This is a genomic window from Variovorax boronicumulans (assembly GCF_040544675.1).
GTDB lineage: Bacteria > Pseudomonadota > Gammaproteobacteria > Burkholderiales > Burkholderiaceae_C > Variovorax > Variovorax boronicumulans_D.
The window spans coordinates 175,791-200,609 of the sequence record NZ_JBEPKK010000001.1; the positions used below are offsets into that span (position 1 = coordinate 175,791).

The window sequence follows — 24,819 nt, forward strand, 5'->3', positions numbered from 1 at the left end:
GACGACGCGCGGGTTGCGTGCTTCGTAGAGTGGACTGTGCGCATCGCCGATGCGTCATTCATTCATTCCTCTTCAAGGAGCCCGCATGCTCGACACCATCCAGGCCATCAACGCCACTGCCGCCTTCAACCGATGGGCCGGCTTCGAAGTCACGCGTGCCGCCGACGGCGAAGCCGAATTGCGCATGCGCTGGCGCGAGGAAGACATGGGCCAGTACGCCGGCTTCCTGCACGCCGGCATGATCGCCGCGCTGCTCGACACGGTCAGCGGCTTCGCGGCCGCCACGCAGTCCGGGCACGTGCTGGCCTCGCACTTCTCGGTGAACTGCCTCTCGCCCGCCATCGGCCGCGTCTTCGTGGCGCGGGGGCGGGTGGTCAAGGCGGGGCGCAAGCAGGTGTTCGTGGCGGCGGAGCTTTTCGCGCAGCCCGACGGCAAGGGCGACAGCGAGGGGGACGGGGTGCTCAAGCTCGTCGCGACGGGGAACGCCATCCTGGTTCCGGTGGAAGAGAGTCAGGCGAAGCCAACTGCCGCTGCGCCGCCGCGCGCCTGAGCTTCAACCCGAACATCGGCCGCAGCCAGCGCACGCGGCGCACCAGCCCGTCGGTCAGCAGCCAGCAGCCGCCGATGGTCGCCGCGAGGATCAGCGCGGGTTCCAGCACCGGCCCCAGCGAGAGCGGCGCGAGCCAGACCACGGCCACGATGATCAGCGTCTGGTGCAGCACGTACCACGGGTACACCGACTCGTTCGCCCAGCGCAGCCACGGCCACGGGCGGTTGAGGTAGCGGTGGCCATGCCCCAGGATGGCGGCCATGGCCAGCCACATGTACGCGTTGCGCAGCGCCACCAGCAGCCACCTGGGCGCCGAGCCCTCGGCCCCGATCCGCAGCGCGATGAAGGCGCCGATGGCCGCCACCGCCAGCATCAGCGACACCCGGCGCAGGCGCTCCAGCGCTTGCCAGATGCCCGTGTCCACGCCCATCCAGTAGCCGTAGAGGAACACGGTGAAGTAGATGCTGTGCAGGTAGAAGTCGCCCACCAGGTTGTGCGTGGGCGGAAAGTGCGGGGCCAGCAGCAGCGCCCATGCCACGAGCGGCAGCACAGGCAGCAGCAACAGCGCCCAGCCGCGCAGCCCGTTGAAGCGTCGGCGCACCCATTGGCCCGCGCCCGATGTCCACAGCGGCAGCGTCAGCGCGACCAGCGCCGTGTAGACGAAGAGATAGGGCAGGTACCACAGGTGGTTCCAGGTGATGCCGAACTCCGCGCCGTCGAACGCACGCGCGGGCCACGGCTGGGCCATCGACAGGTAGCGCAGCAGGAAGGCGCCGAAGCCCGGCGCGACCAGCCCGTTGGCCACGCCTTGGGCATAGGCCTGGTACGGCACGATCACCAGCATGCCGAAGACCAGCGGCAACATCAGCCGCGCGCCCCGGCTGCGCAGCAGGCCCCAGGTGCCCTGGTGGCGGGCGAGAAAACCCAGCGACACGCCGGAGATCAGGAACACCAGGTCCATGCGCCAGAGGTTCAGCACCCGCATCGGCCACTGCAGCCATTCGGCCGCGTGCGGGCTCTTGAGGTGCCAGGGCCAGTCGGCCACGTAGTACATGGCCACGTGATAGAGGATGACGAACAGGAAGGCCAGGGCGCGCAGGGCGTCGATGTCGTGGCGCCGGTTCGGTTGATGTATCGGAGTCGCGGGGGTCATCGCAAAGCCTTCGAATAGGAGAAAGTGCCGCGATGGTGTGGCCCGGCGCCTCGCCGCGGGGCGCCGCCGGGACGGATGGCCCGGGGTTTGTGACGAGCGGTGATCCCCAGGGACGAAATTCGCCCGCCGCCCTGGCGGTTGGCGAGAATCCCGGCCATGCAAGAGTCCCGCAGAAACCTGTACGAGCGCTACGAGCCCATTCGCCGGTACGTGGAAGTCGGCTTCTGGATCGTGCTGATGGGCTTGCAGGCGGTGTTCAGCACCGTGGTGGCGGTGATCGATGCCCGCTCCCGCGCCGTGCCGCGCGCCACCTGGGAAATCGTGACCTGGGAAGGCTCCAGCCACCTGGTGTTGCTGCTGCTGGTTCCGGTGCTGGTGGCCGTGGAGCGCCGGCTGGCGCCGCTCGCGCCCGACCGCTGGGTGCGCTTTCTGGCGGGGCATGTGGTGGCCAGCGTCGTCATCAGCGTGGTCCATGTGGCGGGGATGTTCGCGGTGCGTTCGCTGGTCTACGCCTTGGCCGGCGGCCGCTACGACTTCGGCGGATGGGCCGGCCAGTGGGGCTACGAGTACCTGAAGGACGTGCGCGTCTACGTCTCGATCGTCTTCGGCATCTGGGCCTACCGCTTTTTCATGCTGCGGCTGCAGGGCGAGGCGCGGGTGCTCGATGCGCCGGAGGCGGGGGTGTCCGACCCGCCTGAGGCCACGCCACCGCCGCCGCCCGCCGATGCGGCCGATGCGCCTCCTGCACCCGACGTGCCTTCACCCCCACCGCCGCCCCCGGAGCGCCCGGAGCGCTTTCTGGTCCGCAAGCTGCGCCGCGAATTCCTCATTGCCGCCACCGACATCGACTGGCTCCAGGCCGAAGGCAACTACGTCGGCCTGCACGTCAACGGCCACGACTATCTGCTGCGCGCCACGCTCACCGACTTTCTCGCCCAGCTGGACCCCGCGCAGTTCGTGCGCGTGCACCGCAGCCATGCGGTCAACCTGGGCCGCATCAAGGAAATCGAGCCGCTGGACGGCGGCGACGCCCGGCTGCACATGCACGACGGCACCTCGGTGCCCTGCAGCCGGCGCTATCGCGATGCGCTGCGTTCCGGTCTGTAGCAAACTTGCCCGGCCGCACAAATCCATTCCAACAGCCGCCATGACCCAACTCCCGCCCACTTTCGAAGTCCTCCCCCGCGACCTTTCCGCCTACCGCCAGGGCAACACCGGCATCGACTACGTGCACCGTTTCGAATCGGGCAAGCCCGGTCCGCACGTGCTCATCAACGCGCTCACGCACGGCAACGAGATCTGCGGCATGACGGCCGCCACGCACCTGCTCGACAACAACGTGCGCCCCAAGATCGGCACGCTCACCGTGAGCTTCGCCAACATCGACGCCTACGAATCGTTCAAGGAAGCGTCGCCCTACGACAGCCGCCAGATCGTGCACAACCTCAACCGCATCTGGTCCCCCGAATGGCTGGACGGCGCCGAGGACAGCCCCGAGCTGCGCCGCGCGCGCGTGCTGCGCCCGGTGGTGGACGCGGCCGATCACATCCTCGACATCCACTCCACCAGCCAGCCCGTGGTGCCCTTCTGGGTGTACCCCGCGTTCGAGCGCAACGCCGAAGTCGCGCTCGCCATCGGCCGCCCGCCGGTGCACCTGGTGATGCCCGACGGCCTGGGCTCGGGCACGCCGCTCATCCAGTACGGCAGCCACGGCGGGCCGGCCGGCAAGGGCGTGGCGATGGTGGTCGAGTGCGGCCAGCACTTTCTGCGCTCCGCATCGGTGCTGGCGACCGCCGTCACCTACGACTTCCTCGCGTACTTCGGCCTCGTCGACAAGGACCCGGCCACGCCCGCGCCCGAGCCGCAGCGCCGCTTTCAGCTCCTGCAGACGCACGTCATCCAATCGGAAGACTTTGCGTTCGTGCGGCCGCTGATCGGCTTCGAGACCTTTGCCAAGGGCGAGCTGATCGCAACCAACGGCCCCGACGAAATTCGCGCGCCCTGCGACGACTGCACCATCTTCATGCCCGCGCAGCGCGTGATCGTGGGGCGCGAGGCGGTGTACCTGACCAAGCCCATCTGAGACCGGGCCACCTCCGATGCCGACCAGCCCGCCGCCTTCTGCTATGAGCCGCTGGCGCGTGGCGGGCCTGGCGTTTGTCTTCCTGTGGTTCGTCATCGGCGGCGTCGCGCACTTCGTGGCGACCGAGGCCGAGATGCGCATCGTGCCGCCCTACATCCCCTGGCCGCGCGCGGCGGTGCTGGTAAGCGGCGTGTTCGAACTGCTGGGGGCGGCCGGGTTGCTGTGGCGGCCGACGCGGCGCGTCGCGGGCATCGGGCTCTTTCTGTTGACGCTGGCCGTGACGCCCGCGCATTTCTACATGCTGCAGCGGCCGGAGCTGTTTGCGAGCGTGCCGTACTGGGCGCTGGTGGTGCGGCTGCCGGTTCAGGTGGCGCTGCTGGCGCTGATCGTGTGGAGCACCTCGGCGTGGCCGAAGAGGGCGGTCAGCAGATGAGCAGGTGCGTCGGCTTGGCGGTGGTGCTGTAGTCGGCGTGCCAGTAGTGCGGGTCGTCGCACAGGCTGAAGACGGCTTCTGCGCCCGCGTGGCGATTGTTGAAGCGGTCGCGCAGGGTGACGTGCACGGAACCTGGATCGGGCCAGTCGATGCCGACGTCGACGACGCGGTTGCCAGCAGCGACTTCGGCGGCGACGATTCTCTGCAGGGCAGGGTGCAGGCGGGTGTTGAGGATTTCGACGGTTTCGCGGCGGGCGGCGCGGGCGAATGTGGGGGCGAGGCAGTCTTCGGTGAACATGGGTTGATCGGCCATGTTCCGACTCATACCGGCACGGCGTCGCGAAGCACTTGGTCGCGACAGCGAAGCGGCAGTCCATTGGGCGTAACCACGTCCACTTCCATCCCCAGCAGATTCTTCAGCTCATGCCGGATGGCCCCGATGTCCATGAACGTCGTCTGCGCTGTGGGCTCGACCAGCAGATCGAGATCGCTGTGGGGCCCGTCCTCGCCGCGTGACGCCGAGCCGAACACCCGGACATTGACGACGTGATGGCTCAGTGCGATCTCGCGAATGCGGACGCGGTGCAGGGACAAGGCTTCGGAAGGGCGCATGGCGATGTGCGGGGCTGCAACTGACCTGGACTCAACCCGCAACAAACAACGCCGGATCCACCATCGCCCGATTCAACATCACCCCCCAATGCAGATGCGGCCCCGTCACGCGGCCGGTCGCGCCCACCGCAGCCAGCGGCTCGCCGGTCTTCAGCACATCCCCCACCTTCACATCGATGCGGCTCAGGTGGCAATACATCGTCAGCAGGCCGCCGCCATGGTCCAGCCACACCGTGCCGCCGTTGAAGAAATAGTCTCCCGTGTCGATCACCCGCCCCGGCAGCGGCGCGAGCACCGGCGTGCCCGTGCCGGCGGCGATGTCCATCCCGCTGTGCGGATTGCGCGACTGCCCGTTGAACACGCGGCGCAGGCCGAACGAGCTGGAACGGCGGCCCGGCACCGGCACGCGCATCTGCAGTGAAGCATCGGGCCGCAGCTCGGTGAGCGTGGCCATCACGCCGGCCTGGTGATCGCGCTCGCGCACATAGCGCGCTTCGTCCTCGGGCGAGAGATCGACGGTGCGCGGCGCTACGGTCAGGCGCTGCTCGCGGTATCGCTTGTCGGCCACCGTGTAGGCGACTTGTTTCTCGCCGCCGTTCTCGGTGCGCACCGTGATGCTCGCCTCGCCGGGCGTGGCCGCGAGCGGAATGCCGACCAGCGCGGTCCACTCGATCGCGTCGCCCAGCACCAGCAGGGGCACGTCGCCTGAAAAGGCCGTGGGGCGCTTGGCGCTCGGGCCGAGCGACAGGCGCGCCACGCCGCCCGGCACCTGAGATGCGTGCGGCCAGACGTCGGGGTGCGCATTTTTCGCCTTCGCAGGCGCAGCGGCGACGGCGTGCGTTGTCATGGGCAGCGCGAGCAGACCCAGCGTGCCGAGCAATGCGTGGCGGCGATTCAGCGAGGACGTCAGGAGGTCGGGCGAGGTAGGTCGGATGTTGTGCATGAAGAGATCGAATGAATGAAACAGGTGGTGTGACGTCGCGCGGCCGCGCTGCTACTCGCGCCAGGTGCCGGGCGCCAATCCATCGAGCGTGTGCGGCCCGATGGCGGCGCGAATCAGGCGAAGGGTGGGCAGCCCGACAGCGGCCGTCATGCGCCGCACCTGGCGATTGCGACCTTCGCTGATCGCCAGCTCCAGCCATGCGGTCGGAATGCTCTTGCGCTCGCGGATGGGCGGTTGCCGCTCCCACACCTGGGGAGGCGGGTCGAGCAGGCGGGCGCGGGCAGGGCGGGTGAGGCCGTCGTTGAGCTGCACGCCCTGGCGCAATGCCTCAAGCGCCTCGTCGGTCGGCACGCCTTCGACCTGCACCCAGTACGTCTTTTCCATCTTGAAGCGCGGATCGGCAATGCGCGCCTGCAACTGGCCGTCGTTGGTGAGCAGCAGCAGGCCTTCGCTGTCGGCATCGAGGCGGCCGGCGACGTAGACGTCGGGGATGTCGATGAAGTCCTTGAGTCCTCGCCAGCGGCCCTCGGGGGTGAATTGGCTGAGGACGCCGTAGGGCTTGTTGAAGCGGATGAGACGGTAGGACGAGGGCGAGTTCATGGGCGCTGGGCGTCGCGTGGCGCTTGGGCCAACTGCGGAAGATAGTCTTGCACCAGTTGCTCCACGGTGTCCGCCTGCAGACTGTCGCGCCCGGCCTTGAGCGGGTCGCGATCAGGTCGCCCGGCGAGCCAGCGCTTGAAACGCACGAAGGCGAGCGGATGCACGGTGTTCATGCGCGCCATGTGCCCGGTGGTGCCAACCACAACGGCCGAGAAACGCGGCGCGCTCACCAGTTGTTCTGCGTTGCGAGCCTGTACGACCCAGAAATCATCTTCGGCTTCGCTCAACTGCGCGGGGTGAGGGTCTTGTTCCTGCGCTTCACGGCGCAGGATGTCCACCTCGAAGCCTTTGCTGTTGACTGCGGTGTAGCGTTGCTCGTCGATCAGCGAGAAGGTCTTGTCGACTTTGCGCAGCAACGCCAGCATGGATGAATCGAGCCGCTTGAGCTGGGTGGCCAGGCGGAAGCGCTTGCGTGTGTCCCAAAGCAGATCCACGTCGCGCGTGGCCACGGCCGCGCTTTGCAGGCGCACGCCCGCTGCTGCTTCATAGCCATAGAGCGCGTGTGTGCCCACCACGGTGAAATGCTCCGCGATGTCCGCGCGCTTCAACATGTCGAGGATGTCGATGACGATGGTCGGAACGCGTCCAACGAACAACGCGCGGTTCATGCGCTGATGGCGAATCAGTGCCTCGCCAAGGTCTTTGACTCGGCCCTCGGCCTCTTCTTTTCGGCGAGCGAAACTGGCATGAATGGCTTCGGTTTCGGAACTGCGGACCCCGAGGCTTTTTTGTGCGTTGCGGGTGCTCGTGCGAATCAGGTAGTCCAGACCGTTCACACTCTTCCAGTACATGCCCCCGCGCACGCCAGCGGCCTGTGTCTCGGCGGCCTCGAGTGCTTCGAAGGTCGCTCGGGCATCGATGTACTGACGGCGGGCATCGTCGCCTATGTCCTGGAAATCCATGGATTTTCCGTGCAATAGATATAAATCGAAATTTATACGGAAAACCTTTAAAAATCAATAAGTTAAGGTGACTGATTTCGCCGCATTCGGTCCAGAGGCGCGCAAGTGACGCCGTATCGGACATAAAAAAGCCGGAGCCCATGACGGCCCCGGCCTCGTGTGCGGTGTCAGTTCGCAGCTGGGGCTACTTGCTGCCCCACCCGTCCCGCATCCCCGCAGCCCGATTGAACACCCGCTTCCCCACCGCATCCGTCTTCGTGTCCACCACGAAGTACCCATGCCGCTCGAACTGAATGCCCACCCCGGCCTCAGCCTTCGCCAATGAAGGCTCTACGAACGCCGAGCGAATCTCCAGGCTCTGCTTGTTCAGCTCCTCCATCAGCTCTCCGCTCCCCGGGTTCGCCGCCGCGAACAGTCGCTCGTACAAGCGCACCTCGGCCTGCACCGCATCCGCCGCGGCCACCCAGGTGATGTTCCCCTTCACCTTGATCGCGTCCGCCCCGGGCGTGCCGCTCTTGGTGTCGGGCACCAGCGTGGCCTGCACTTCGACGAGCTTGCCGTCGGCATCGCGCGTGGCGCCGGTGCATTCGATGACGTGGCCGTACTTCAGCCGCACCTTGTTGCCCGGGAACAGGCGGAAGAACCCCTTGGGCTGCACGTCTTCGTAGTCGGTGCTTTCGATCCACACCTCGCGGCCGAGCTTGAACTCCCGCTTGCCCATCTCGGGGTGGTGTGGGTGCACGGGGGCGGAGCAATCGTCGAGCACGTCGTCGCCGCCCATCAGCTCGCCCCAATTCGTGATGACGAGCTTGACCGGGTCGAGTACGGCCATGGCGCGCGGGGCAATCGGGTCGAGGCTGTCGCGCAGCGCGGCTTCGAGGCTGGCGTAGTCGATCCAGCCGCCCGACTTGGTGGTGCCGCTGCGCTCGCAGAACAGGCGCAGCGCCTCGGGCGTGTAGCCGCGGCGGCGCAGGCCCGCGATGGTGGGCATGCGGGGGTCGTCCCAGCCGTCGACGTGGCCATCTTCGACGAGCTGGCGCAGCTTGCGCTTGCTGGTGAGCACGTGGGTGACGTTGAGGCGCGCAAATTCGTACTGGCGCGGATGCGGGCTCGCGATGAGGCCGCCTTCGGCGAGGCGGTCGAGCAGCCAGTCGTAGAAGGGGCGCTGGTCTTCGAATTCCAGCGTGCAGATGCTGTGTGTGATCTGCTCCAGCGCGTCTTCGATGGGGTGCGCGTAGGTGTACATCGGGTAGATGCACCACTTGTCGCCGGTGTTGTGGTGATGGGCCCGGCGCACGCGGTACAGCGCGGGGTCGCGCATGTTGATGTTGGTGCTGGCCATGTCGATCTTCGCGCGCAGGATGGCGGCGCCGTCGGCGACCTGGCCGTCGCGCATGGCGCGAAAGCGCGCCAGGTTTTCTTCGGGTGTGCGGGTGCGGAAGGGGCTGTCGGTGCCGGGCGTGTTGAAGTCGCCTCGGTTGGCGCGCACCTCTTCGGCGGTCTGCTCGTCCACGTAGGCGAGGCCGGCACCGATCAGGTACTCGGCGGCCTCGTACATGAAGTCGAAGTAGTTGCTTGCGAAGTACTCGTGCGGCTGCATCGTGCCGGGGGCGCTGGGGCGGTCGGCCAGGTAGGTTTCGTAGCCCAGCCACTTCACGGCGTCGCGGATGGAATCAACGTATTCCTGGTCTTCTTTTTCAGGGTTGGTGTCGTCGAAGCGCAGGTGGCTCACGCCGCCGTATTCGCGGGCCAGCTCGAAGTTGAGCCAGATGCTCTTGGCATGGCCGATGTGCAGGTAGCCGTTGGGTTCGGGCGGAAAGCGAAGGCGGACCTTGGCGGGGTCGGTCATGCCCTGGGCGTGGTGGGCGGCGCTGCCGGGGGAGCCGCCCCATTTGCGGCCAGAATACGCGCCCTGTGCGAGGTCGTTCTCGATCACGTGGCGCAGGAAATTGCTCGGTGCAGCGGTCGTTTTGGCGCCGTTTTTGTCGGTCGGGGAGGTCATCGCCTCATTCTAGAGGGCGCCCTTTATGCGTTACCTTTGGCAACGTTCTTCACATTGGACGGTGCACCCGGTTTGCAATTGGCGCGTTCAATACACACATGGGCGGTCCAGACCCGGACAGTGCCCTCCGAAACAAGGAGTCAACATCATGAGCCTCACACGTTCTACCTTCTTCAAATGGGCCGCCGCAGGCGTGGTGGCCGCAGGTGCACTGTTTGCAACCACCTCGGCCAGCGCGCGCGGCGACGTGAGCTGGTCGGTCGGTGTCGGCCTGCCGGGCGTGGCGATCGGCGTGGGCGGCCCTGCCTACTACCCGGCGCCGGTCTATGCACCGCCGGCCCCCGTGTACTACGCACCGCCGCCGCCCGTCTACTACCGCCCGCCGCCGCCGGTCTATTACCGTCCGGCTCCGGTCTACTACGGCCCGCCGGCGTACTACGGTCCCCGCTACTACGGCGGTGGCCACTACCGTGGCGGCCATCGTCACTGGCGCTGAACAGCCACGGAAAACGTGACTGAATGAAAAAACCGGCCTTGCTGAAAGGCCGGTTTTTTTATGGGCGCGCGGCAAGCGCTTTTTTCACATGGCGCGAAACAGATGGGCGTAGAGCCGGCTGACCGGAATCTTCTCGGCCCGCCCGCGCAGCGTGAGATGCAGCTTGCCGGCTTCGTCGCGGTGCACCGATTCGATGGCCGCGCTGCGCACCACCACCGCGCGGTGCACCTGCCAGAAGGTGTCGGCGTCCAGCTGCGCGATCAACTGCTTGAGCGGCGTCCGGATCAGGTATTCATGCGTGGCGGTGAGCACGCGCAGGTACTTGTCGGCGGCCTCGAAATACAGCACTTCGTCGATGGGCACCATGCGCACGGTGCTGCCGCCGGTGTCGCTGGCGGCAATCATCTTCAGTGGGGCCGGGGCGGACGAGGCCGTGGCGGGCAGCGCGGCGCCGGCGCTTGCGGCGGTCAGCACCTCGCGCCATTGCGCCAGGGTCCGCTCCAGCGCCGCGTCGGCCGCTGCCGGCGAGGGCGAAGGCTGCTGCGCCGCCAGCGCCTGCTGCAGCCGTGCGACGGTCTTGCGCAAGCGCTCGGGCTGCACGGGCTTGAGCACGTAGTCGATGGCCTGGGCCTCGAAGGCGCGCGCGGCGTACTCGTCGTAGGCGGTCACGAACACCAGCTGCGGCATGGGCGCTTCATCGGCGGGCCAGCTGTCGGCCAGTTCGGCGGCGGCGCCCAGTCCGTCCAGGCCGGGCATGCGGATGTCGAAGAACAACACGGTGGGCAAGAGGCGCAGCGCCTCGCGCACGGCGCTGCGGCCGTCGCCGGCGGTGGCGACGATCTGCAGTTCGGGCCACGCGGCGGACAGCTCGGCTTTCAGGGCCTGCGCGAGCAACGGTTCGTCTTCGGCGATCAGGGCGGTGGGTTTCATCGGGGTTCGGGTGTTCGCGGTCTTAGGCAACGGCGGGCAGCGGAAAGCGCAGCGTGGCGCAGGTTCCGCCGGCGGGCAGGGCCGCCAGTTCCATCCGGCTCTGGGCGCCGTACATGGTGGCGAGCCGTTCGCGCACCTGTTCGAGGCCGAAGCCGCTGCCGCTTTCCGAAGGTGCCGCAGGCGCTACAGGGGCCGGGTTCAGCCCGACGCCGGTGTCGCTCACCTCGATCACCAGCTGGCCGGCCTCGGTGCGCGCGCGCACGGCGATCGTGCCGCCTTCGACCTTGGGTTCCAGCCCGTGGCGGATGCTGTTTTCCACCAGCGGCTGCAGCAGCAGCGGCGGCACGGGGAGCTCGCGCAGTTCGTCGGGCAGCGTCAGCGTGTAGCGCAGCCGGTCGCCCATGCGCACCGACATCAGTTCGAGGTAGTCGGCCAGCCGGTCGAACTCGTCCGCCAGCGGATGCGCCAGCGTGCGCGAGCCGCTGAGCGTGGCGCGCAGGTAGCTGTTGAGCCGGTCGAGCATGGCCACCGCGCGCGGCGGGTCGACGGTGATGAGCGCACGCAGGTTGGCCAGCGTGTTGAAGAGCATGTGCGGCTCCAGCTGCGTCTCCAGCAGCTTGAGCCGCGCCTCCGTGGCGTCGCGCTGCGCCAGGTCGAGCTGGCTCTGCATGTGCTTGCTCTTGCCCAGGCTGTAGAAAAAGAAGCACATGCCGATGGTGGCGGCCACCGTGATGACGATGGACGAGGTCGTCTTGCGCGCCCCCATGCTGCTGAATTCGAGCGGCGGCGCGCCGACCCAGGCATCGCCGATGGCGTTGCCGCCGAAAAAGCCCACCGTCACGCCCAGCGCCACCAGCACGAAGCCCCAGAGGCCGTGCGGCCACAGCGTCTGCTTGTGGCCGCTCAGCAGCAGGCGGCCGATGTCGATGACCAGCCAGCTGATCGTGCCGGTCGACAGCGAATACACCATCTGCGAACTCCAGCTGCCGTTGCCCGAGATGGCCAGCGCGGCGCCGATGAGGCAGCAGAAAACGACGGTGATCAGCCCGTGCCGCAGCACGTTGAGAAAGTTCTGGGCACTGAACCGGGGCAGCGATTCAGTGATCACCCACGGTCCCCCGCGCCCAGGGCACGGCGCTCGTGGGCCACCAGCCTCTCGTAGAAGCCGCCGCCGGGCGCCAGAAACCAGATCACCGCGCCGTGGATGACCAGGCCCAGCCCCCAGCCCACCAGCGGATACATCGCCCAGGTGCGGCCGTTGGCGGCCGACAGGACGACCAGGACGATGTTGACCATCACGTACACGAAGGCGTGCATGTACCAGCCCATCTTGGCGCCGGCACGGCGGCGGGCAAGCTTGTCCAGGTCGGGGCGGGCGGGGTGCGAAAAGGCGGTGTTCATGACAGCTCCTTGAATGAGACGGGAATGAAGTCGGAGGTGGGCGGCTGCATGGACGGGGAGGGCGCTGGCACCGCAGGCCGCAGCGCCGCACGCTGGCGCAGCTCCTCGGTGGTTTCGCCCGGCCCCTCTGGCCGCCACCCCGGCGGCTTGACGAGGTAGCCGACGAAGGCGCGCACCGAACGCGCCGAACGCAGGTCGCGCAGCAGTGCGCGCCAGTGCGTGAACTCGATCTCCAGGATGTTGTACGAGGTGATCGGGTTCACCAGCCCGTAGCGGCAGGGCAGGTCGGCGCGCTCGGGAATGTAGGTGCCGAAGAGGCGGTCGAACACGATCAGCACGCCGCCGTAGTTGCCGTCCAGGTATTCGAGGTTCGAGGCGTGGTGCACGCGATGGGCCGAAGGCGTGTTGGGCACCCATTCCAGCGGCCCCAGGCGCGGGATCCAGGTGGCATGGATCCAGAACTGGTACAGCAGGTTGAGCGTGAGCATCAGCAGGATCACCTTCGGCGGGATGCCCAGGAGCGGCGCCAGCGTGAAGAACAGCAGTGTGCCGGTGAGCTTGCCGGTCCAGCCGAAGCGGTAGGCGGCCGACAGGTTGAGCTGGTTGGGCGAATGGTGGATGGCGTGGGTGCACCAGAACCAGCGCACCCGGTGGGCCGCGCGGTGGTACCAGTAGTAGCAGAACTCCGCGCCGATGAAGCAGGCGAGCCACCCGCTCCAGTGGTCCATCGGCAGGGTGAAAAGGCGGTGGTTCCAGAACCAGTCCATTGCGCCGGTCCAGAAGGCCACCGGCAGCAGCCAGCGCAGCGGGTATTCGCGCACCAGGAAGTCGGACACCGAAATGCCGGCCGCCTTCCAGTCGTAGTTGGCCCTGCCGTTGCGCCAGGAGAGCACCAGCGCCTCGGCGATGGAAGCGGCCAGCACCACGACCACGGCAATCTTGAGGAGCAGATAGAGCACGGTCATGGCGGTTCCTGGCTGGGCGGGGCTTGGCTGGACTGGGCAGGGGCGGACGGCCTCGAATCTTAGGCCGGGCGGGCGCCGCTGGCGACAGCGTCGGCGGCCATGGCCAGCTTCCACAGGCGCACGGCGCGGCCCACGAAGATGCCGGTGAAGGCGCCATACAGCACGGGGATGGCGAGGGCGAAGACCGCGTGATGGCGCAGCTCCGGGTGCAGGGCCAGCGTCGCGGCCACGGCGTACTTGGTGAAGAAGATGCCCATCATGAGCATCAGCGGCACGGCGCTGCCGGCCATATGGAACTTGCGCGTTGCCGCGTCGTAGCGGGTGGTGGCGGGCAGGGGGCGCTGCAGCAGCAGTGCCATCAGCACGGCCGCGGCGGCGGCCCAGCCGAGCAGGGCGCCCGGGGAATCGCCGAAGGCCGAGATCACGCCGAACAGCGACAGGCCGCCCATGGCGACCGCCATCAGCGTGACCCGGTTGAGACTCATGCTGTTCGACAGCAACTGCCTGGCGCCGAGCCAGACGAGCAGCACGAAGACGGCGAACACCCACTTGGGCGTGTGAAGGACGATTTGCATCAGCATGGCGTTTCTCCGGGTGAAAAGATGGGTGAGGGGATGCGATGGATGGACTGTGCCGACGCCCGTCCCCGCCAGCCACCGTCATGCGACGAACTGCAGGAACACGGCGCCAGTTGCACCCAGCCGGCGCGAACGGCCCGGGCGGCGGCGGCGGGCCGGCCGGAAGGCAAAAGCTTTACCGCCGCTTTACGGCGCAGCAAACAGCGGCACTACCATTCGGCGCTGTACTCTAGGCCGCACCTTTCCGTCCCTTCCGCCCCCTCCGTCCTTTCTCCCCACGCATCCCATGGACCCCCACACCCCCCCCGAGCCCCTGCCCCCCACCGTGTCGCCCACGCATCCGCCGGTCCGCAGGCGCCGTTGGGTCGGGGCGGTGGTGACCTTGCTGCTGCTCGTCGGGCTGGGCGGCACCGCCTGGTACCTCATTCAGCGCTCCAAGACGCCGGTGGCGGGCCCCGGGGCCGGCCCGGGCGGCGGGCGGCCGGGCGCGGGCGGACCGGGCGGCCCCGGCGGAAGAGGGGGCGGCGGTGGCGCGGCTTCCAGCACGGTCGGCGTCGCCACCGCGCGCCAGGCCGACATTCCGGTGCAGCTCGAAGCCCTGGGCACTGTCACCCCGGTAGCCAATGTCACGGTGCAGCCGCAGGTGTCGGGCGTGCTCACCGCGGTGCTTTTCAAGGAAGGGCAGATGGTCAAGAAGGGCGACTTGCTCGCCACCATCGATCCGCAGCCGTTCCAGAACGCGCTGGCGCAGGCGGCAGGTGCGCGCCAGCGTGACGAGGCCCAGCTGGCCGCGGCGCGCGTCACGCTGCAGCGCTACCAGACGCTGCTCGGGCAGGACTCCATCGCGCGGCAGGAGGTCGACACCCAGGCCGCGCTGGTCAAGCAGCTCGAAGGCACCGTCGCCATCGACCGCGCCAACGAGGGCACCGCCAGGCTCAACCTCACCTGGAGCCGCATCACCGCGCCGGTGAGCGGGCGCATCGGCCTGCGGCCGGTGGACGCGGGCAACTACATCTCCACCGGCAGCACCGGCGGGGTGGCCGTCATCACGCAGATCGCGCCCATCGACGTCGAGTTCTCGGTGCCGCAAGACCGCGTGCCCGAAGTGCAGGAGCGCCTGGCGCAGGGCGCGCAACTGGAGGCCACGGCCTTCGACCGCACCCGCACCCGCCAGCTGGCCAGGGGCACCTTCTCCACGCTGGACAACCTGGTCGACACGCAGACCGGCACCGTCAAGGCCAAGGCGCGCTTCTCCAACGCCGACGGCGCGCTGTTTCCGAACCAGTTCGTCAACCTGCGGCTGCTGCTGAGCACCGTGAGCAACGCGGTCGTGGTGCCGGTGACGGCGCTGCGCCACGGACCCAACGGCGACTACGTGTACGTGGTGAACCAGGACAACACCGTCTCGCAGCGCCCGGTCACGCGCGGCCAGGCCAGCGTGGACAACGTGGCGGTCATGTCGGGCCTGAAGTCCGGCGAGCAGGTCGTGACCGAAGGCGGCGACCGCCTGAAGGACGGCGCGCGCGTGCAGACGCAGGCCGACCGGCCGGCCGTGCCGGCGTCGGGCGCCGCATCGGGTGCGCGCCGCGGCAACCGAGGCGAAGGTGGACGCCGGGGCAACCGCGAAGGCGGTCAGCGCCAGGGCGGCGGCAGCGCCTCCGGTGGCGAAGGCGGTGCGCCGCCCACCCAGCCCATCGAGTCGGCCACGCCGCCGGCCGGCTCGCCCGTGCCGCCGGCCACGCCGACCGTTCCGCCCACGCCAGCCAACGGCCCGGCACGCTGAGGCGGCCGGCCAGCAGCCCCGCGCACGATGAGCCCCTCACGCCCCTTCATTCTTCGCCCGGTCGCGACCTCGCTGTTGATGGTCGCCATCGTGCTGGCCGGCCTGGTCGCGTTCCGCTTCCTGCCGCTGTCGGCCCTGCCGCAGGTCGACTACCCGACCATCCAGGTGCAGACCCTCTACCCCGGGGCCAGCCCCGAGGTGATGAGCAACACCGTCACCGCGCCGCTGGAGCGCCAGTTCGGCCAGATGTCCGGCCTGGACCGCATGAGCTCGACCAGCGCGGCCGGCGTGTCCATCGTCACGCTGCAGTTCTCGCTCGGCCAGACGCTGGACGTGGCCGAGCAGGAAGTGCAGGCCGCCATCAACGCCGGCGGCTCGCTGCTGCCGGCCGACCTGCCCGCGCCGCCCGTGTACGCCAAGGTCAACCCGGCCGACGCGCCGGTGCTGACCCTGGCCATCACCTCCGACACGCTGCCGCTCACCGAGGTGCAGAACCTCGTCAACACCCGCCTGGCGCAAAAGATCAGCCAGGTCGCCGGCGTGGGGCTGGTGTCGCTCAGCGGCGGGCAGCGCCCGGCCGTGCGCATCCAGGCCAACACGCAGGCGCTGGCGGCCAACGGCATCGGGCTCGACACGCTGCGCACCGCCATCAGCGCGGCCAACTCCAACGGCGCCAAGGGCAGCTTCGACGGCCCCAAGCGCGCCTACACCATCAATTCCAACGACCAGCTGCTCACCGTCGAGGACTACAAGAACCTCATCGTCAGCTACAGGAACGGCGCGCCGATCCGCATGGTCGACGTGGCGCAGGTCGTCAACAGCGCCGAGAACACGCAACTGGGCGCCTGGGCGGGAACAAAGTGCCCCCCCGAAGTTGCTTCGCAACCTCCCCCCCAGGGGGGCGGCTGCCTTGGGGCGGCCCGGCGGCAGCCCGGGACGGCCGACAGCGACGAAGTCAGGCTCACCCCCGCCATCGTTCTGAACGTGCAGCGCCAGCCCGGCGCGAACGTGATCGCCACCGTCAACGCCATCAAGACCTTGCTGCCCGAGCTGCAGGCGGGCTTTCCGGCGGGCCTGAAGATCGAGGTGCTCAGCGACCGCACCGCGGGCATCCGCGCCTCGGTGCAGCACGTGGAGATGGAACTGGTGCTGGCCGTGGTGCTGGTGGTGCTGGTGATCTTCGCGTTCCTGGGGAGCCTGCGCGCCACGGTCATCGCGAGCATCGCGGTGCCCATCTCGCTCATCGGCTCGCTGGGGTTCATGTACCTCCTGGGCTACAGCCTCAACAACCTGAGCCTGATGGCGCTGACCATCGCCACCGGCTTCGTGGTGGACGACGCGATCGTGATGATCGAGAACATCGCCCGCTACATCGAGGAGGGCGAGAAGCCCCTGCAGGCGGCGCTCAAGGGCGCGACGCAGATCGGCTTCACCATCATCTCGCTGACGGTCTCGCTCATTGCGGTGCTGATTCCGCTGCTCTTCATGGGCGACGTGGTGGGGCGCCTGTTCAGGGAGTTCGCGGTCACGCTGTCGATCACCATCCTGATCTCGGGCGTGGTGTCGCTCACGCTGGTGCCCATGATGGCGGCGCGCTGGCTCAAGCACGAGCCCAAGAAGGAGCCCGGCGGCAAGGGCTTCGGCGCGCGCGCGCAGCGTTTCTTCGACGGCGTGATGGTGCGCTACGACCGCTCGCTGCACTGGGTCATCGACCACCAGCCGCTCACGCTGCTGGTGGCGCTGCTCACCCTGGCGCTGACCGTGGTGCTGTACCTCACGATTCCGAAGGGCCTGTTTCCCACGCAGGACACCGGGCAACTGCAGGGCCGCATCCAGGCATCGCAGGATGTGTCCTTCGACCGCATGGCCAAGCTGCAGCAGGAGGCGGCGCGCGCGATCTTGCAAGACCCCGACGTGGAGAACCTCAGCTCCTTCGTGGGCGTGGACGCCGCCAACAACACCATGCTGCACACCGGCAGCCTGCTCATCAACCTGAAGGGCAGCCATGACAACCAGCAGGAAGTGATGGACCGCCTGCGCGAGCGCGTGCGCCAGGTGGCCGGCGTCACGCTGTACCTGCAGCCCACGCAAGACCTGACCATCGACGCCGAGACCGGACCCACCGAGTACCGCGCATCGCTCGAAGGCGTGGACAGCGCCACCATCACCGCGTGGATGCAGAAGCTGGTGGCCAAGCTGCAGGAGCCGGCCTATGCCGGCAAGGTGCGCAACGTGAGCAGCGATGCCGGTGCGCAGGGCCTGGCCGCTTTTGTCAACGTGAACCGCGACACGGCAGCGCGCCTGTCGATCACCGCGAGCTCTGTGGACGACGCGCTCTACAGCGCCTTCGGCCAGCGCATCGTCTCGACCATCTTCACCGAGACCAACCAGTACCGCGTGATTCTCGAAGCCCAGCCCGGCATGGTGAACACCCCGCAGACCCTGGGGCAGCTGAACCTGATCGCAGGCTCGGGCACGGCCACGCCGCTCGCGGCGATCGCCGACATTTCGGAGCAACAGGCGCCGCTGCAGATCACGCACGTGGCGCAGTACCCCTCGAGCACGCTGAACTTCGACACGGCACCCGGCGTGTCGCTCGGCCAGTCGGTGGATGCGATTCGCGCGGCCGCCAAGGAAGTCGGCTTGCCCGGCAGCGTGACGATGACATTCCTCGGGGCTTCGGGCGCCTATGAGCGCTCGTTGTCGAACCAGCTGTGGCTGATTCTGGCGGCCATCGTGTGCGTGTACATCGTGCTGGGCGTGCTCTACGAGAGCTATGTGCATCCGCTGACGATTCTCTCGACCTTGCCCTCCGCGGGGGTCGGGGCCTTGCTGGCCTTGATGATCACCGGCAACGACCTGGGGGTGATCGGGATCATCGGGATCATCCTGCTGATCGGCATCGTGAAGAAGAACGCGATCATGATGATCGACTTTGCGATCGATGCGGAGCGCACGCAGGGGATGTCGGCGCGCGATGCGATTCATCAGGCTGCGTTGTTGCGGTTTCGGCCTATCTTGATGACGACTTTGGCGGCTTTGTTCGCTGCTGTTCCGTTGATGTTGAGCTTTGGTGAAGGGGCTGAGTTGCGGCGGCCACTTGGCCTTGCGATCTTTGGTGGGTTGATCGTCAGCCAGATGTTGACGCTGTTCACCACGCCGGTGATCTATCTGGCTTTTGATCGGCTTGGGGGAGGCAGCTCGCGTCGGGTGGCGATCGAGGAGGAGGCGGTTTGAATCGTTTTTCTTCTTGGGGGTTGTTTGCTTTCCGGAGCCGGGTAATCCGCCCGGCGGCGGACTTACTTTCTTTTGCTTCGCCAAAAGAAAGTAAGCAAAGAAAAGGCGACCCCACTGTCTGCGACCCTTCGCTTCGCTGCGGGCAACCTGCGGTGCTCACGTTTCGCGGGGTCTCGCCGAACTCGCTTCGCTCAAACAACGGCGAGCCCTTGTCCGCGAAACGCTCCGCTCCTCGGCGCAGCCAGAGGGGAGGGGGACGCAACGGGCCATCGCTTCGCTCGGCGCTCGACGCGATGCGGGCCGTCGCTTTGCTCGGCCTCGGGTTTTACTCCCTCTCCCCTTGGGGAGAGGGCGGGGGTGAGGGTGTCGGCCTTCGTGCGGGAAAGGCGGTGTTCCTGCGCCGTCGGCCCTCACCCCAACCCTCTCCCCAAGGGGAGAGGGAGCAAGTCCCCCCCGCCGAGCGAAGCGAAGGCCCGACTGAAACCCGAGGCCGAGCGAAGCAATGGCCCGGACGGTGCCCCCTCCCCTCTGGCTGCGCCGAGGAGCGGAGCGGTTCGCGGACAAGGGCTCGCAGCTGTCTGAGCCGAAGGCGAGTTCTGCGAGACCCCGCGAACCGCGAGCACCGCAGGTTGCCCCGTAGCGCAGCGAAGGGGTCGCAGACAGTGGGGTCGCCTTTCTTTTGCCTACGTTTCTTTGGCGAAGCAAAGAAAAGTAGGTCGGCCGCCGGGCCGAGACCCGGCCTCCGCCCCGAGCAAGGGGCACAACGATGAACTTGTCGCGACCGTTCGTCCGCCGCCCTATAGGCACAGTCCTCCTGACGATAGGCATAGCCCTCGCAGGCATAGCCGCGTTCTTCGTCCTCCCCGTCTCCCCGCTCCCCCAGGTCGACTACCCAGTCATCTCAGTAAGAGCCTCGATCCCCGGCGCCAGTCCCGAGACGATGGCAACCAGCGTGGCGACGCCTTTAGAGCGCCACCTGGGCACCATCGCAGGCGTCAACGAAATGACGTCGACCAGCTCGGTTGGCTCCGCACGCGTCACCCTGCAGTTCGACCTGAGCCGCAACATCGACGGCGCCGCGCGCGAAGTGCAGGCCGCCATCAACGCGAGCCGCGTCGACCTGCCCGCGACCCTGCGCAGCAACCCGACCTACCGCAAGGCCAACCCGGCGGCGTCGCCGGTCATCATCCTGGCCCTCACCTCCAAGACCAAGACGCCGGGGCAGATCTACGAAGCGGTGTCCAACATCGTGAGCCAGCGGCTGTCTCAGGTCGACGGCGTGGGCGACGTGGAAATCGGCGGCGGTTCGCTCCCGGCGGTGCGCATCGAGCTGCTGCCTTTTGCGCTTAATCGCTACGGCATCAGCACCGAAGATGTGCGCGCCGCGATCCAGGCCTCGAACGCCAATCGACCCAAGGGCATGGTGCAGGGCGACGGCCGCAAGCTGCAGATCTACACGCAGACCCCGGCGCTGCGCGCGAGCGACTACGCGCCGATGGTGATCGCCTGGCGCAACGGCTCGGCCGTGCGGCTGCAGGACGTGGCCGAGGTGATCGACGGCGTGGAAGACACGCGCACGCTCGGCCTGTTCAACGGCGAACCCGCGATCATCGTGCTCATCACGCGGCAGCCTTCGGCCAACATCATCGAGACCGTCGACAGCGTGCGCGCGCTGCTGCCCGAGTTGCAGGCGCAGCTGCCGCCCGACGTGGTGCTGCAGGTGGCGTCGGACAGCACCAACTCCATCCGCAGTTCGCTGCACGAGGTGGAGCTGACGCTGGTCATCTCGGTGCTGCTGGTGGTGCTGGTGGTCAGCCTGTTCCTGCGCAGCGTGCGCGCCACCGTCGTGCCTGCGGTGGCCACGGTGGTGGCGCTGCTCGGCACGTTCGGGGTGATGCACCTGCTGGGCTTCAGCCTCAACAACCTGAGCCTGATGGCGCTCACGGTGGCGACCGGCTTCGTGGTGGACGACGCCATCGTGGTGCTGGAGAACACCAGCCGGCACATCGAGGCCGGCATGTCGCGCATGAAGGCGGCGCTGTTGGGCGCCAAGGAGGTGGGCTTTACCGTGCTGTCGATCAGCGTGTCGCTGGTGGCGGTGTTCATCCCTCTGCTGTTCATGGGCGGGCAGGTGGGGCGGTTGTTCCGCGAATTCGCGATCACGCTGTCGGCGGCGGTGATGATCTCGCTGGTCATCTCACTCACCACCACGCCCATGATGTGCGCGTGGATGCTCAAGCCCGGCGGCGAGCACGACAAGAGCAAGCCGCAAGGCCGCATGGCACGCATGGCCGCACGCAGCTACGACTGGGTGCTCAAGCGCTACGAAACCAGCCTGGACTGGGCGCTCGACAGCAAGGCGCTGGTCATGATCGTCCTGCTGGCGGTGGTGGGGCTCAACGTCTACCTGTTCAGCGCAACGCCCAAGGGCTTCTTCCCGCAGCAGGACAGCGGTCAGCTCAACGGCGGCCTGCGCGCCGACCAGAGCATTTCTTCGCAGGCGCTCGCGGCCAAACTGCGTCAGGTGGTGGACATCATCCGCAAGGACCCGGCCGTGGACACGGTGGTGGGCTTCACCGGCGCCGGGCGCGCGGGCGGCGGCTTCATGTTCGTCAACCTCAAGCCCGCCAACCAGCGCACCGAAAGCGGCCTGGCCGTCATTGCGCGGCTGCGGCCGCAGCTCAACGAGGTGACCGGGCTGCGCGTGTTCCTGGGCACGGTGCAGGCCGTGCGCTCGGGCGGGCGCGCGAGCAACTCGACCTACCAGTACTCCCTCAAGAGCGACAGCCTGGCCGACCTGCGCACCTGGGCGATCAAGCTGTCCGACGAGCTGAAGCGCAATCCGCTGCTGACCGACATCGACACCGACCAGGACGAAAACGGCGTGGAGACGGTGGCCAAGGTGGACCCCGACAGCGCGCGCCGGCTGGGCCTGACCTCCAGCGCCATCGACAACGCGCTCTACAACGCCTTCGGGCAGCGGCAGGTGGCAACCATCTACACCGAACTCAACCAGTACCACGTGGTGATGGAATGGGCGCCGCGCTACACGCGCAGCCCCAACGCGCTGAGCGACGTGTACGTGCCGGCGACCCGGACCTCCGTGGTGGCGGGGCAGACGGTGACCACGCAGGTGGCTGCGGCGACGGGCACCACCACCTCGACCACCGGCGGGGCCGCATCGACGGCCACGGCCGCGAGCACCACGGTGCCGGTCTCGGCCAATGCGGGCCTGCGCGGTGCCTCCACCGGCAACGTGCTGAGCAACACGGCCACCAGCCTGGTACCGCTGTCGGCGGTGGCGACCTTCGAGGAGCAGTCGGTCGCCACCTCGGTGAGCCACGAAGACGGCGAGCTCGCCACCACCATCTCGTTCAATCTTGCCGAGGGCGCGAACCTGGGCGATGCGCGCGAGGCCATCGCCAAGGCCGAGGCCAACATTGCCATGCCCACCAACGTGCGCGGCGCGTTCGCGGGCACGGCGGCGAGCGCGCAACAGTCGCAGAGTCAGCAGGTCGTGCTGATCCTGGCCGCGCTGGTCGTGATCTACATCGTGCTGGGCATCCTCTACGAAAGCCTGGTGCATCCGATCACCGTGCTGTCGACGCTGCCTTCGGCCGGCGTGGGCGCGGTGCTGGCGCTGCTGATGTTCCGCATGGAGTTCTCGATCATTGCGCTGATCGGCGTGTTCCTTCTGATCGGCATCGTGAAGAAGAACGCCATCCTGATCATCGACTTTGCGCTCGAGGCCGAGCGCTCGCGGGGGCTCACGCCGCTCGAAGCGGTGCGCGAGGCCTGCCTGCTGCGCTTCCGGCCGATCCTGATGACCACGTTGGCTGCCGCGCTCGGTGCGCTGCCGCTGGCCATCGGCTTCGGCGAAGGCGCCGAGCTGCGCCGGCCGCTGGGCGTGGCCATCATCGGCGGGCTCATTGCCAGCCAGCTGCTCACGCTGCTCACCACGCCGGTGGTCTACCTGCTGATGGACAAGCTGCGCCGCCGCGGCAAGAACGAACACGAACTTGGCCGCGCAACGCCTGCTTGAGAACCACACCATGAACGCACCGTTTTCCTCCTTCGCTTTCTTTGCTTCTTCCAGGCGCTTCGCGCTCACCTCGCTCGCCCTGGCCGCGCTGCTGGCCGGCTGCGCCGTCGGCCCGGCCTACCAGGTGCCGACCTCCGCCGCGCCTGCCGGCTGGAAGGAGCAGCCGATTGCCGACGGCTGGCTGCCCGCCGCGCCCGCCGATGCGCTGGACCGCGGCGAGTGGTGGAAGCTTTTCGCCGATCCGGTGCTCGACGACCTGGCCGGGCGCGTGCAGGTGTCGAACCAGAACATCGCCGCGGCGGTGGCCAACTACACGCAGGCCCAGGCGCTGGTGCGGGGCGAACGCGCGGCGCTGTTCCCCTCGGTGTCGCTCAGCGGCAGCGGGCGGCGCAGCGGCAACGTGGGCAACAGCGCCGACAGCGCCAGCCCAACCAACGCGTTCTCCGCCACGCTGGGCGCCAGCTGGACGCCCGATGTCTGGGGGCGCCTGCGCGAGGCCGTGAGCAGCGCGCAAGCCAATGCGCAGGCCAGCGAAGCCGACCTGGCCTCGGCGCGGCTCTCGGCCATCGGCGACCTGGCCACCAATTACTTTTCGCTGCGCGAGACCGATGCCGAAATCGTGCTGCTCGAGGAAACCCTGCAGGGCTACCAGCGCGCCTTCGAGATCACGAGCAACCGCTATGCGGCCGGCATCGTGCCGCAGACCGACGTGCTGCAGGCGCAGACGCAGCTGGTCAACACCAAGGCCGACCTGGTGGGGCTGCAGCGCACCCGCGCCACGTTGGAGCACGCGATCGCGATGCTGGTGGGTGTGGCGCCGGCGGACTTCAGCCTGCCGGCCGCCCGATGGACGCCCACGGTGCCCGGCGTTCCGACCGGCGTGCCCTCGACGCTGCTGCAGCGCCGCCCGGACATCGCGGCGGCGGAACGCTCGGTGTCCTCCGCCAATTCGCAGATCGGCATTGCGCGCGCGGCGTACTTCCCGAGCATTCCGCTCACCGCGTCGGTCGGCAGCAACGCCAGCCGCGTGAAGGACCTGTTCAGCGCGTCCACCACGCTCTGGTCGCTGGGCTTCTCGGTGGCGCAGGTGGTGTTCGACGCAGGGGCCATCGCCGCCAACGTCGATGCCGCCAAGGCGGGGCACGAATCGGCCGTGGCGCGCTATCGCCAGACGGTGCTCACCGCGTTCCAGGCGGTCGAGGACCAACTGACGACCGGCGCCGCGCTCGCGCAGCAGGAGGGCCTGCGCCGCGAGGCCACGCTGGCGGCCGACAAGACCGAGCAGCAGTTGCTTAACCGCTACCGCGCGGGCCAGGTGAGCTACACCGACGTGGTGACGGCACAGGCCGCGGCACTGAACGCGCGACGCACGCTGGTGCAGTTGCAGGTCAACCGCCAGATCTCGGCCATCGCACTCATCCAGGCGATGGGCGGCGGCTGGCAGGCCGAGTGGATGGGCAGCGGCAATGCCGCAACCGGGCAGTCCGCCGCGCCCCGCGCGCAGCAGTAGCCGACGAACGGGGAAGGGCGGTTTCGCGATGTAGTCGCCGCCGCGTTGTCTTCAGCGCGGCGGGTCGTTCCGGGGCGGCGCAGTCGTTCAGTGCGCCGGACGGTCGATCATTCCGCCAAGGTAGTCCTTGTCGGTCACCAGCACCCAGAGGGCGAGCACCAGGATCAGCGCGGCCATCAGCACCGCGTTGGCCACCGCCACTTCCATCGCGGCAAAGCCCAGCACCCAGGGGGATGCGGCCAGCCAGACGGCGAGGGCGACTTCGGTCCACTCTTCCCACTGCTTCGGCACGAAGGTCGCCCCCAGTGCCACGGCGCCCAGCACGATGCCGGTTGCCACCATGGCCCACATGGCGGGCGCGATGCCCTGAAAGCCCAGTACCCAGGGCGAGACGATCAGCCAGGCGCCGGCGACGACGTTGACTGGGTCTTGCCAATGCTTCACTTGCTTCATGGTCATTACCTCCTGTCGCGACAAGGCGCCGCGACAGGGGTTGGACACCTGCGTTCGGGCGGGGTTCCGCCAACGGTCGACCGTGC

The 24,819-nt window shown here is 68.1% G+C and carries 22 protein-coding genes; 9 read left to right on the top strand and 13 right to left on the bottom strand.

The window, feature by feature from the left end:
* Nucleotides 1-85: 85 nt before the first annotated feature.
* Nucleotides 86-550 carry a PaaI family thioesterase gene (locus tag ABIC90_RS00795; RefSeq protein WP_354352138.1) on the top strand — a complete coding sequence of 155 codons (465 nt, stop codon included), beginning with the start codon at nucleotides 86-88 and terminating at the stop codon, nucleotides 548-550.
* Here ABIC90_RS00795 and ABIC90_RS00800 read toward each other — a convergent pair.
* Nucleotides 462-1,703 carry an acyltransferase family protein gene (locus ABIC90_RS00800; protein WP_354352139.1) on the bottom strand — a complete coding sequence of 414 codons (1,242 nt, stop codon included), beginning with the start codon at nucleotides 1,701-1,703 and terminating at the stop codon, nucleotides 462-464. The two genes, ABIC90_RS00795 and ABIC90_RS00800, sit on opposite strands and share 89 nt — an antisense overlap.
* A gap of 156 nt (nucleotides 1,704-1,859) precedes the next feature.
* Between ABIC90_RS00800 and ABIC90_RS00805 the strand changes: the two genes are divergently transcribed.
* From ABIC90_RS00805 to ABIC90_RS00815, 3 genes are read left to right on the top strand one after another with little or no spacing between them, the layout of a single operon-like run.
* On the top strand, nucleotides 1,860-2,810 hold the full coding sequence (locus ABIC90_RS00805; RefSeq protein WP_354352140.1) for a LytTR family DNA-binding domain-containing protein: 951 nt from the start codon (nucleotides 1,860-1,862) through the stop codon (nucleotides 2,808-2,810).
* 40 nt (nucleotides 2,811-2,850) lie between these two features.
* Nucleotides 2,851-3,786, top strand: a complete 936-nt coding sequence (locus tag ABIC90_RS00810; RefSeq protein WP_354352141.1) for a succinylglutamate desuccinylase/aspartoacylase domain-containing protein — start codon at nucleotides 2,851-2,853, stop codon at nucleotides 3,784-3,786.
* 43 nt (nucleotides 3,787-3,829) lie between these two features.
* On the top strand, nucleotides 3,830-4,219 hold the full coding sequence (locus ABIC90_RS00815; RefSeq protein WP_354352142.1) for a DoxX family protein: 390 nt from the start codon (nucleotides 3,830-3,832) through the stop codon (nucleotides 4,217-4,219).
* On the opposite strand, the gene ABIC90_RS00820 is transcribed toward ABIC90_RS00815, so the two are convergent.
* From ABIC90_RS00820 to ABIC90_RS00845, 6 genes are all read right to left on the bottom strand, one after another.
* A complete protein-coding gene (locus tag ABIC90_RS00820) occupies nucleotides 4,209-4,532 on the bottom strand; it encodes a hypothetical protein (protein ID WP_354352143.1) in 324 nt (107 codons plus the stop codon). The genes ABIC90_RS00815 and ABIC90_RS00820 overlap by 11 nt on opposite strands.
* Nucleotides 4,533-4,540: 8 nt before the next feature.
* Nucleotides 4,541-4,831 carry a nucleotidyltransferase family protein gene (locus ABIC90_RS00825; protein WP_354352144.1) on the bottom strand — a complete coding sequence of 97 codons (291 nt, stop codon included), beginning with the start codon at nucleotides 4,829-4,831 and terminating at the stop codon, nucleotides 4,541-4,543.
* A 31-nt stretch (nucleotides 4,832-4,862) separates the two neighbouring features.
* On the bottom strand, nucleotides 4,863-5,774 hold the full coding sequence (locus ABIC90_RS00830) for a peptidoglycan DD-metalloendopeptidase family protein (protein ID WP_354352145.1): 912 nt from the start codon (nucleotides 5,772-5,774) through the stop codon (nucleotides 4,863-4,865).
* 51 nt (nucleotides 5,775-5,825) lie between these two features.
* A complete protein-coding gene (locus ABIC90_RS00835) occupies nucleotides 5,826-6,374 on the bottom strand; it encodes an rRNA large subunit pseudouridine synthase E (RefSeq protein WP_354352146.1) in 549 nt (182 codons plus the stop codon).
* Nucleotides 6,371-7,336 (bottom strand): GSU2403 family nucleotidyltransferase fold protein, encoded by a 966-nt coding sequence (locus ABIC90_RS00840; protein ID WP_354352147.1) that lies wholly within the window; start codon nucleotides 7,334-7,336, stop codon nucleotides 6,371-6,373. Before ABIC90_RS00840 ends, ABIC90_RS00835 begins: the two co-directional genes overlap by 4 nt.
* A 184-nt stretch (nucleotides 7,337-7,520) precedes the next feature.
* A complete protein-coding gene (locus ABIC90_RS00845; RefSeq protein WP_354352148.1) occupies nucleotides 7,521-9,338 on the bottom strand; it encodes a glutamine--tRNA ligase/YqeY domain fusion protein in 1,818 nt (605 codons plus the stop codon).
* A 148-nt stretch (nucleotides 9,339-9,486) separates the two neighbouring features.
* On the opposite strand from ABIC90_RS00845, the gene ABIC90_RS00850 reads away from it, so the two are divergent.
* Nucleotides 9,487-9,834: a hypothetical protein gene (locus ABIC90_RS00850; protein WP_354352149.1), complete on the top strand. Its 348-nt coding sequence runs from the start codon at nucleotides 9,487-9,489 to the stop codon at nucleotides 9,832-9,834.
* Between the two features lie 84 nt (nucleotides 9,835-9,918).
* Here ABIC90_RS00850 and ABIC90_RS00855 read toward each other — a convergent pair whose 3' ends face one another.
* The 5 genes from ABIC90_RS00855 to ABIC90_RS00875 are packed head-to-tail and all read right to left on the bottom strand — an operon-like array spanning nucleotide 9,919 to nucleotide 13,783.
* Complete coding sequence (locus tag ABIC90_RS00855) at nucleotides 9,919-10,764, bottom strand: LytR/AlgR family response regulator transcription factor (protein WP_354352150.1); 846 nt, start codon at nucleotides 10,762-10,764, stop codon at nucleotides 9,919-9,921.
* A gap of 22 nt (nucleotides 10,765-10,786) precedes the next feature.
* Entirely contained in the window at nucleotides 10,787-11,872 is a 1,086-nt protein-coding gene (locus ABIC90_RS00860) for a sensor histidine kinase (RefSeq protein ID WP_354352151.1), read from the bottom strand.
* Nucleotides 11,869-12,165 (bottom strand): 2TM domain-containing protein, encoded by a 297-nt coding sequence (locus ABIC90_RS00865; protein ID WP_354352152.1) that lies wholly within the window; start codon nucleotides 12,163-12,165, stop codon nucleotides 11,869-11,871. Before ABIC90_RS00865 ends, ABIC90_RS00860 begins: the two co-directional genes overlap by 4 nt.
* Nucleotides 12,162-13,130: a sterol desaturase family protein gene (locus ABIC90_RS00870; protein WP_354352153.1), complete on the bottom strand. Its 969-nt coding sequence runs from the start codon at nucleotides 13,128-13,130 to the stop codon at nucleotides 12,162-12,164. Before ABIC90_RS00870 ends, ABIC90_RS00865 begins: the two co-directional genes overlap by 4 nt.
* A 59-nt stretch (nucleotides 13,131-13,189) precedes the next feature.
* Nucleotides 13,190-13,783, bottom strand: coding sequence for a DUF6622 family protein (locus tag ABIC90_RS00875; RefSeq protein WP_354352597.1), 594 nt, complete (start codon nucleotides 13,781-13,783; stop codon nucleotides 13,190-13,192).
* Between the two features lie 211 nt (nucleotides 13,784-13,994).
* Between ABIC90_RS00875 and ABIC90_RS00880 the strand changes: the two genes are divergently transcribed.
* The 4 genes from ABIC90_RS00880 to ABIC90_RS00895 all read left to right on the top strand — a co-directional run bounded on the left by ABIC90_RS00880 (nucleotide 13,995) and on the right by ABIC90_RS00895 (nucleotide 24,280).
* Entirely contained in the window at nucleotides 13,995-15,491 is a 1,497-nt protein-coding gene (locus tag ABIC90_RS00880; RefSeq protein ID WP_354352154.1) for an efflux RND transporter periplasmic adaptor subunit, read from the top strand.
* A 27-nt stretch (nucleotides 15,492-15,518) separates the two neighbouring features.
* Nucleotides 15,519-18,728, top strand: a complete 3,210-nt coding sequence (locus ABIC90_RS00885; protein WP_354352155.1) for an efflux RND transporter permease subunit — start codon at nucleotides 15,519-15,521, stop codon at nucleotides 18,726-18,728.
* 766 nt (nucleotides 18,729-19,494) lie between these two features.
* The gene (locus ABIC90_RS00890) at nucleotides 19,495-22,770 is read left to right on the top strand and encodes an efflux RND transporter permease subunit (protein ID WP_354352156.1); all 3,276 of its coding nucleotides are present in this window, start codon (nucleotides 19,495-19,497) and stop codon (nucleotides 22,768-22,770) included.
* Between the two features lie 10 nt (nucleotides 22,771-22,780).
* Nucleotides 22,781-24,280: an efflux transporter outer membrane subunit gene (locus tag ABIC90_RS00895; protein WP_354352157.1), complete on the top strand. Its 1,500-nt coding sequence runs from the start codon at nucleotides 22,781-22,783 to the stop codon at nucleotides 24,278-24,280.
* Between the two features lie 87 nt (nucleotides 24,281-24,367).
* Here ABIC90_RS00895 and ABIC90_RS00900 read toward each other — a convergent pair whose 3' ends face one another.
* Entirely contained in the window at nucleotides 24,368-24,733 is a 366-nt protein-coding gene (locus tag ABIC90_RS00900; RefSeq protein ID WP_354352158.1) for an SPW repeat protein, read from the bottom strand.
* Nucleotides 24,734-24,819 lie beyond the last annotated feature (86 nt).

Coding starts and splice junctions, on each gene's coding strand:
- ABIC90_RS00795 (WP_354352138.1), top strand. CDS start 86: ATGCTCGACACCATCCAGGCCATCAACGCCACTGCCGCCTTCAACCGA.
- ABIC90_RS00800 (WP_354352139.1), bottom strand. CDS start 1,703: ATGACCCCCGCGACTCCGATACATCAACCGAACCGGCGCCACGACATC.
- ABIC90_RS00805 (WP_354352140.1), top strand. CDS start 1,860: ATGCAAGAGTCCCGCAGAAACCTGTACGAGCGCTACGAGCCCATTCGC.
- ABIC90_RS00810 (WP_354352141.1), top strand. CDS start 2,851: ATGACCCAACTCCCGCCCACTTTCGAAGTCCTCCCCCGCGACCTTTCC.
- ABIC90_RS00815 (WP_354352142.1), top strand. CDS start 3,830: ATGAGCCGCTGGCGCGTGGCGGGCCTGGCGTTTGTCTTCCTGTGGTTC.
- ABIC90_RS00820 (WP_354352143.1), bottom strand. CDS start 4,532: ATGGCCGATCAACCCATGTTCACCGAAGACTGCCTCGCCCCCACATTC.
- ABIC90_RS00825 (WP_354352144.1), bottom strand. CDS start 4,831: ATGCGCCCTTCCGAAGCCTTGTCCCTGCACCGCGTCCGCATTCGCGAG.
- ABIC90_RS00830 (WP_354352145.1), bottom strand. CDS start 5,774: ATGCACAACATCCGACCTACCTCGCCCGACCTCCTGACGTCCTCGCTG.
- ABIC90_RS00835 (WP_354352146.1), bottom strand. CDS start 6,374: ATGAACTCGCCCTCGTCCTACCGTCTCATCCGCTTCAACAAGCCCTAC.
- ABIC90_RS00840 (WP_354352147.1), bottom strand. CDS start 7,336: ATGGATTTCCAGGACATAGGCGACGATGCCCGCCGTCAGTACATCGAT.
- ABIC90_RS00845 (WP_354352148.1), bottom strand. CDS start 9,338: ATGACCTCCCCGACCGACAAAAACGGCGCCAAAACGACCGCTGCACCG.
- ABIC90_RS00850 (WP_354352149.1), top strand. CDS start 9,487: ATGAGCCTCACACGTTCTACCTTCTTCAAATGGGCCGCCGCAGGCGTG.
- ABIC90_RS00855 (WP_354352150.1), bottom strand. CDS start 10,764: ATGAAACCCACCGCCCTGATCGCCGAAGACGAACCGTTGCTCGCGCAG.
- ABIC90_RS00865 (WP_354352152.1), bottom strand. CDS start 12,165: ATGAACACCGCCTTTTCGCACCCCGCCCGCCCCGACCTGGACAAGCTT.
- ABIC90_RS00870 (WP_354352153.1), bottom strand. CDS start 13,130: ATGACCGTGCTCTATCTGCTCCTCAAGATTGCCGTGGTCGTGGTGCTG.
- ABIC90_RS00880 (WP_354352154.1), top strand. CDS start 13,995: ATGGACCCCCACACCCCCCCCGAGCCCCTGCCCCCCACCGTGTCGCCC.
- ABIC90_RS00885 (WP_354352155.1), top strand. CDS start 15,519: ATGAGCCCCTCACGCCCCTTCATTCTTCGCCCGGTCGCGACCTCGCTG.
- ABIC90_RS00890 (WP_354352156.1), top strand. CDS start 19,495: ATGAACTTGTCGCGACCGTTCGTCCGCCGCCCTATAGGCACAGTCCTC.
- ABIC90_RS00895 (WP_354352157.1), top strand. CDS start 22,781: ATGAACGCACCGTTTTCCTCCTTCGCTTTCTTTGCTTCTTCCAGGCGC.
- ABIC90_RS00900 (WP_354352158.1), bottom strand. CDS start 24,733: ATGAAGCAAGTGAAGCATTGGCAAGACCCAGTCAACGTCGTCGCCGGC.